Source organism: uncultured Rikenella sp., from assembly GCF_948810725.1.
Lineage (GTDB): Bacteria > Bacteroidota > Bacteroidia > Bacteroidales > Rikenellaceae > Rikenella.
Genome location: NZ_CAQIVA010000063.1, coordinates 1 through 8270, shown reverse-complemented (window position 1 = coordinate 8270; position 8270 = coordinate 1). Strand labels below are relative to the sequence as shown.

General features: G+C 61.1%; 4 protein-coding genes. All 4 read left to right on the top strand.

Annotated elements, in window-relative coordinates:
- Positions 1-788 precede the first annotated feature (788 nt).
- The 4 genes from Q9S52_RS10035 (at position 789) to pheT (ending at position 7944) form a co-directional block, all read left to right on the top strand.
- A complete protein-coding gene (locus tag Q9S52_RS10035; RefSeq protein ID WP_304709010.1) occupies positions 789-1358 on the top strand; it encodes a peptidylprolyl isomerase in 570 nt (189 codons plus the stop codon).
- Between the two features lie 186 nt (positions 1359-1544).
- A complete protein-coding gene (locus Q9S52_RS10030) occupies positions 1545-2594 on the top strand; it encodes a thioredoxin family protein (protein WP_304709009.1) in 1050 nt (349 codons plus the stop codon).
- Between the two features lie 91 nt (positions 2595-2685).
- On the top strand, positions 2686-3906 hold the full coding sequence (locus tag Q9S52_RS10025; RefSeq protein WP_304709008.1) for an acetate/propionate family kinase: 1221 nt from the start codon (positions 2686-2688) through the stop codon (positions 3904-3906).
- A 1524-nt stretch (positions 3907-5430) separates the two neighbouring features.
- Positions 5431-7944 (top strand): phenylalanine--tRNA ligase subunit beta, encoded by a 2514-nt coding sequence (gene pheT, locus Q9S52_RS10020; protein ID WP_304709007.1) that lies wholly within the window; start codon positions 5431-5433, stop codon positions 7942-7944.
- Positions 7945-8270: the final 326 nt, after the last annotated feature.

Genomic DNA, 8270 nt, shown 5'->3' with positions numbered 1-8270 from the left:
GGAGCCGCAGTGAGGCGGACACGGGGCGGAGAACTGGGGCGAGCTTTGGGCGGTGTTTTTGCGGCTCGCAGAGCCGCGCGGGCCGAAGCCTCCCGCCGCGGAGGCCCGCAACTGACGTTGCTGTGGGCCCCGCAGGCTTCGGCCGCTTGAACTGAGGACGAATCTTGTGGAATGGGGCGGTGAATGGATGCGGTGCTCGTACGGTTCTTCGAACCGTCGGCCTTGTCGCCCAGGCGCGGAGCGCCTCGGGGGGGTGGGCGACAGGCCGAACCCGAGAGCTTTAGGCGGTGAATGGGTGCGGTGCTCGTGCGACCTTTAGGTCGCCGGGCTTGCGGCGGGGCATCTTCGATGCCCGGGCCGGACGCCGCAGACAGACTTGGGCGGTGAATGAGTCAGTGCAGTTGCGGCTCTTTGAGCCGCGCAGTTCGCCGCCACCCCATGCGGCGGGCTGCAACTCAACGGGGCTCGTTGCTGCTCTCCGCTGGCAGCAACCCGCACAAACCCCGCCCCGGGCTTCCGCGACTTCGGTCGCGCAGACTATGAGGGCGTAACAAGTCACATCGGCAGCGGAGGATACAATTGGTCGTGTACCCCAGTGGCAAGTGATGTCACTGTGCAATATTTGGGTTTCTACACACAGTACCTTTACTCCTGTGACGAACACAATCGCGCACACGGGTTTCAGTTGCGTTGCCTCTCGGAATAAACGGAGAAGAACAAAAACACAAAATAACAGACAGAGAACGCCCGTTCTTTCAGACAAACCCAATTAAACGAACAGAAACAGCATGAAGATTTCAGAGAACAAATTCGTGTCACTGACCTACACCCTGACCGTCGACGGACAAATCGCCGACCAAGCCACCGCAGAACGGCCCTTGAACTTCGTGTACGGCGTAGGGATGCTCCTGCCCAAATTCGAAGAATACATCGCAGGGAAAGAAGCCGGCGACACTTTCGAATTCGTACTGAGCCCCGCCGAAGGCTACGGCGAGATCAACCCCCAGGCCGTCGTGAACCTGCCCAAAGAAGTCTTTATGGTTGACGGCGCCATTCCCGACGACATGCTCGTCGTCGGCAACGTGCTCCCCATGGCCGACCAGAACGGCAACCGGCTGATGGGCACCGTGAAAGCCGTGAACGACACCGACGTCACCATGGACTTCAACCACCCGATGGCCGGCAAGACCCTAAACTTCAGCGGCCAGATCCTCGAAGTGCGCGACGCCCGACCTGAAGACATGATGCCCGCAGGCGGCGGATGCTCCTGCGGCTGCGAAGGCGACTGCGGAGACGGCGGTTGCGGAGACGGCGGTTGCGGAGACGGGTGCGGAGAAAGCGGCTGCGGATGCCACTAAACCGGTCGCGCCGGACAGCGACCCCTATTATATAAACCACACCTATTTATTATATGTAGTCGCCCCGACCGACCACACATCAAGAACACGAGAGGCTTTCGCCGGATGATTCTTTCGCAACGAGTAGATTTTCCGGACAAAGCCTCTTTTCCATTCCCGCCGCCCCCGATAAAAACACCCCACTCCATGCGCCCCCCAAAACTCCTCCTCACCCTCCTGCTCCTCGTGCTGCTGCACCCCGCCACCGGGCAGACCGACCGCCTGACCTACCACGGCACCGACCCCTACGCCGCCCTGAACGAAGCCCGGAGCCAGGGGAAACCCCTGCTCGTCGAATTTTACGCCGACTGGAACCACCGCAGCCGGTGGATGTCCAGCCACGTCCTCAGCGACTCCGCCGTCCGGAACCTCATCGAGAACCGGTTCATCCCCGTTCAGGTGCCCACCGGCACCCCTCAAGGCGCCGAACTCGCCCGAATCTACGAAGTCACCTCCTACCCCGCCATTCTGATCTTCCACCCCGGCGGCGACGTACTCGACAAAATAGACACCACCCTCGACCCCGAAGACTTCGAACAACGCCTCCGCGCCCTCCTGATGACCACCCAAGGGTACGGCACCTGGCGTCTAAGACGCGTCTACACCGCCGCCGAGAGCGGCGATCCCGCCGCCACCGACGCCGCCATGCGCGCCTTTCTGCACGGCCAACTCCCCCAAGACCTCGCCAACAGCGTCGTCTGGCCCCTCTTCGAGAACAGCATCGTCATGCGCAGCGACTCCCCCGCCTTCGAATACGTGACCACCCACATCGAAACCTTCCGGCACGCCATCGGCCGCGAAACCGTAGACGCCGCCCTGGAAGAGGCCCTCCGCGCCGGCCTGCTGCCCGAAGTCGTCGGCAGCCGCCCCTACTCCGCCACCGCGAGCGCCGCCCTCGTCGAGACCGCCCGCCGGCTCGAACTCTCCGCCCTACCCTCCCTGCAAGCCATGGCCGACGTAGCCGCCCTGCGTCAAGGCGACGACCTCGACCTCTTCACCGCCCGCGTCGGCCTGCTGATGGCCATGCTGCCCGAACCCTACAGCCTCCCGCTCGCCCTCTCCCTGGAGACCGTCGCCGCCCGCGGCTCGCGCGACACCCGGAAAACCGCCCGCGAACTCGTCGACGACCTTCTGAACCGCCTCCGCTCCCCCGCCCAAATCGAGATGCTCCACTCGCTGCGCGAACGTTTGGAATAAAATTGCTAACTTTACCCGCCTTAACCCCCCGGGCCGCCGAACCCTTCTTGTACCCGGCCCCTCTTGTTTTGCGCAATAAATTCACACACAAATGATTATTCTCGTATTGAACTGCGGCAGCTCCTCCATCAAATACCAGCTGATCCGCATGACCAGCCCCGCCGACCACCAACTGTTGGCCAAAGGGCTCGTCGAACGCATCGGCCTGACCGACGGCATCCTGACCCACAAACCGACCGGCAAACCGAAATTCGAATTCGTCCAGAGCATCCCCGACCACTCGGTCGGGATCAACCTGATCCTCGACGCCCTGACCGACGAACACCACGGCGTGATTAAGAGCCTCGGCGAGATTTCCGCCGCCGGCCACCGCGTGACGCACGGGGGGGAGTACTTCTCCGACAGCGCCATCGTCAATTCGACCGTCAAGCAGCAGATCGAGAGCTGTTTCAAGCTCGCCCCGCTGCACAACCCGGCCAACCTGAAAGGGATTCTCTCCATCGAACGCCTCCTGCCCACCATTCCGCAGGTAGCCGTCTTCGACACCTCCTTCCACCAGACCATGCCGCGGGAGTGCTACCTCTACGCCATCCCGTACAAATACTACGAAGAAGACCGCATCCGCCGGTACGGCTTTCACGGAACCAGCCACAAGTATGTGGCCCAGAAGGCTTGCGGAATGACCGGCCTCGACTTCGAACACTCCAAAATCATCACCTGCCACATCGGCAACGGCGCCTCGATCACCGCTATTAAAGACGGGAAATCGTTCGACACCTCGATGGGCTTCACCACCGTAGACGGCCTGATGATGGGTACCCGGAGCGGCGAGATCGACCCGGGCGTCCTGCTCGAAATCATGGACAAAGAGGGTCTGAACACCCAGAAAGCCACCGATCTGATCAACAAACAGTCCGGTTTGCTGGGCGTGAGCGGCATTTCGTCCGACTGGCGCGACGTTCGGGAAGCGGCCCAGAACGGCAACGACCGGGCCCAACTGGCGATGGACATGTACATGTTCCGGATCAAACGCTTCGTCGGCGCCTATATGGCCGAGCTCGAAGGCGCCGATATGATCGTCTTCACCGGCGGGATCGCCGAGAACGTGGCTAAATTGCGTCATACCGTATGTAAAGGGTTGGAATCGATGGGGATTTTCCTCGACAACGCCGCGAACGAAGCAGCCACGGGGGAAGACGCGATTATTTCGACCCCGGACTCGCCGGTGAAAGTCGTCGTCGCCACGACGAACGAAGAGTTGGTGATCGCTTCGGATACATTCCGTTTGTTGCGGAAACGTCCGGAAGCGTAAGGGCATTGGGAGGGAGAAAGTTTCCGCCCGTGCGCGAACAAAGAATGGGCTGAGGCGGTCGCAGTCTTGCACATGCGGGTAGACACGGCCAGCGCATCCCTGCGGGATGCGCTCTGAAGTTTGGCTTCGCCTTCCTCCTCGCCGCTCGGCAATTGGCAAACTATGTTTGCATTGCTCTCGCTGGCAGCGTCGGTTTTCTGGTTCTTTTTGTGAACAAAAAGAACAGTTCCAGCTCGGGCAACACTTACCGCGCGCCACGCCTAAAGAAGCGATTCAACTATTTCGGCGGTGAGCCGAATAGAGAATAAATCGCCCAAGCGCGCGAAAATCCGTCGCCCACCCGCGTAAAGAGGGATTTCGCTCGTTTTGCGGTGAGCAAAATCGAGATGAAATCCCAGCGGGCGACGGCAAAACGCGGCGGAGCGTTAGCGGAGCCGCAGTGAGGCTGACACGGGGCAGGGAACTGGGACGAGCTTTGGGCTATGCTCTTGCGACTCGCAGAGTCGCGCGGGCCGAAGCCTCCGACCGCGGAGGCCCGCAACTCACGTTGCTGTGGGCCCCGCAGGCTTCGACCGCTTGAACTGAGGACGAATGCCACAGAATGGGGCGGTGCTTTGGGCCGAGCTTCTGCGGCTCTTTGAGCCGCGCAGTTCGCCGCCACCCCATGCGGCGGGCTGCAACTCGTCGGAGCTCGTTGCGCCTCCGCTGGCGGCGACTGCAAACAGGGCGGGGACGAATGGAGCTCTGTTTCTGCGGTTCTTCGAACCGCCGGCCTTGTCGCCCAGCGGCGAAGCCGCTCAGGGGGTGGGCGACAGGCCGAACCCGAGAGCTTTAGGCGGTGAATGGGTGCGGTGCTCGTGCGACCTTTAGGTTGCCGGGCTTGCGGCGGGGCATCTTCGATGCCCGGGCCGGACGCCGCAGCCCGAAACGAAAAACAGGGTGGCAAGTCAGACCGAAACCTGTGGAACTTGACGCACAGGCAGCCCGGTTCGAGTGCCGAGCCGCCTCGCCCCGCCCCGGGCTACCGCACTCACAATACAGGCACACTGAACGGAATAGGCGACCACGGATGCTACTGGTCCGTTGCAACCAACAACATAAATGGACTACACCTGCACTTCTATGTAGCAAGCATCCATCCGACCAATCCCAACCTACGCGCCTGCGGTTTTCAATTGCGTTGCCTCTCGGAATAAACAAAGGGAGGCGCACCTACGGGAGCAATTTAGGGTAGAGCGGCCTGTAAAACGCCCTGCGGGCCCCGCCCCGGGCCTCCGCGGCCACGGCGACGGCAACCTATGGAACACCAGCGACGAAGGCTCCGTCTGGTCAGCAGCAACTGCCTCCAGCCTTACCTACTACGGCCTCTATTTGTACTTCAACACAGCCGAAGTGAACCCGGCACTGGCATATTACCGAGCCTTCGGTTTTCAGTTGCGGTGCCTCTCGGAATAAACGGAGACAAGAGCAGTACCCCAAGCCGCCCGAACGACCAAACAGACAGGATAAAAACAGCAAAGAGACATGAAGATTTCATACAACTGGTTAAAGAGCTATTTGGATAGCGGCCTGAGCGCCGAAGAAGCCGCCGGAATACTGACCGCCGCCGGGTTAGAGATCGAAGGGATCGAGAAAGTCGAAAGCATCCGCGGCGGCTTGGAAGGCCTCGTCGTAGCCGAAGTGCTGACCTGTACCGACCACCCCGACTCTGACCACCTCCACGTGACCACCGTCTCCACCGGGACAGACACCCAGCCGCTGCAAGTGGTTTGCGGCGCCCCCAACGTAGCCGCCGGACAGAAAGTGATCCTCGCCCAAGTAGGCACCACCCTCTACCCCACCGGCGAAGAAGAGGGCTTCAAGATCAAGAAATCGAAAATCCGCGGCGTCGAATCCTTCGGAATGCTCTGCGCCGAAGACGAAATCGGCGTGGGAAATGCACACGACGGGATCATCGTGCTCGACCCCGCTATTCCCGCCGGGACACCCGCCGCGAAAGTCTACGATATGGAAGCCGACTACGTTTTTGAAGTCGGCCTGACCCCGAATCGGATCGACGCCGCTTCGCACTACGGCGTGGCCAGAGACCTCGGCGCCTACCTGACCGCACACGGACAAGCCGTCAAGGCATCGCTCGGCGACACCTCCGCCTTTCGCGTAGACGACCCGAACGCACTGCCTGTCACCGTCACCGTTCGCGACACCGCAGGCGCACCGCGCTACTCCGGCGTGACCGTCCGCGGCGTCCGGATCGGCCCCAGTCCGGAATGGCTGCAACAACGCCTGCGCGCCATCGGACTCAACCCCAAAAACAACGTCGTCGACATCACCAACTTCGTGATGCACGAATGCGGCCAGCCCCTGCACGCCTTCGACATGGGTAAAGTCGCCGGACACCAGATCATCGTCCGGCGCGCCGCCGACGGCGAACCCATCGTGACCCTGGACGGCGTGGAGCGGAAACTCAGCGCCGACGACCTCGTCATTGCAGATCAACAACGCGCCATGTGCCTCGCCGGCGTCTTCGGCGGCATCGACAGCGGCGTGAGCGACACCACCACCGACATCTTCATCGAATCCGCCTACTTCGATCCCGTGAGCGTGCGGAAAACCGCCCGGCGACACGGCCTGAACACCGACGCCTCCTTCCGCTACGAACGCGGCGCCGATCCCGACATGGCCCCTTATGCCCTGCGCCGCGCCGCCCTGCTCGTCAAAGAGCTCGCCGGCGGGATCATCGGTTCCGACATCGTAGACATCTATCCGCAACCGATCCCTCCCTTCGAATTTTCCGTCAACCTGGGACGCATCAACCGGCTGATCGGCGCCGAGATTCCGACCGAGACTGCCCGGGCGATCCTGACCGGCCTCGAAATCGACATCCGGAAAGAGACCCTCGCCGAGAACGGCGACACCATACTGGAGATCGCCGTCCCCGCCTACCGCGTCGACGTGCAGCGCGAAGCCGATATCGCAGAAGAGATTTTGCGGATCTACGGCTTCAACAACGTGTCCGACCCGCACTACATCAAGAACGTCATCACCACCGGCAACCAGAAGACCCCGGATCGACTGGCCAACGCCGCCGCCGACCTGCTCGTCGGTCAACGATGCGTCGAAATCATGAGCAACTCGTTGACCCGCGGCGCCTACTACGAATCCCTGACCTCTTATCCCGCCTCCCACTGCGTGCGGATACTCAACCCGCTGAGCAACGAACTCAACGTGATGCGCCAGACCCTGCTCTTCAACGCCTTGGAAGCCGTCGCCCTGAACGTCAACCGGCGGAACGGAGACCTGCGCCTCTTCGAATTCGGGAACTGCTACTTCTACGACCCCGCCGTCGCCGCACAAGCCACCGACGACCCCACCCAGAAAGGCACCCTTCGTCCCTATCGGGAAGAATACCGGCTCGCCCTGACCGTGACCGGCTCCGAACGTCAGCCCAACTGGAACGACCCGAAGCCCGGCCCGAGTGACTTCTTCACCGTCAAGAGCCTGGCAGAGCTGTTGTTGCAACGCTTCGGCGTCCAGCTTTACGAAGGACGTTACGAGACCTTGGAAAGCGACCTTTATTCTGAAGCGATCGCATACGTCATCCGCGGCAAAAAGCTCTTCGAAATCGGGATCGTCTCTCCGAAACTCAGCCGGGGCCAGTTCGACCTGAAACAGCCCGTCTACTTCCTGGAGATGAACTTCACCCACCTTCAAAAGATCGTCGAGACCGTCCGCGTACAAGCCGTCGAGCTCTCGAAATACCCCGAAGTGAAGCGAGATTTGGCCTTGCTGGTCGATAAAGCCGTGACCTTCAGCCAGCTTCGCGACGCCGCCAGCCGGGCCGAGAAGAAACTGCTGAAATCCGTCGGCCTCTTCGACGTCTACGAAGGCGACAAACTGCCGGCCGGGAAGAAATCCTACGCCCTGAACTTCGTCCTCGAAGATCCGACCAAGACCTTGACCGACAGCGAAATCGAGCGGATTATGAGCACCATTTCGTCCGCCTTGACCAAAGCCACCGGCGCCCAGATCAGGGGCTGATCTACAGGTTGACACTGAGCGCCCAAAACGTGGAAAAGAATTGGGCATAGCAAACCGATAAGCGATACGCGCAGTATCGCTCCATCCCTCCGGGGACTCGTTAGGCGTTTTGTTAGGGTTGTCTTAGCCTTATTAACCGCCCGCCACTCGCGCAGGGTAGTTTCAGGCGGCTTGAGGATGCGTCAGCATCCGTCTAAAGTTTTTCTGGTTCTCTTTGTTCACAAAGAGAACAGTTCTGTCCGGCACAGAGCTCGACGCGCGCCGCCGCCTAAAGAGGGAAATCGTCAAAATGCACTTGTGCGTTTTGACTGGATTTCCCCAGGCGC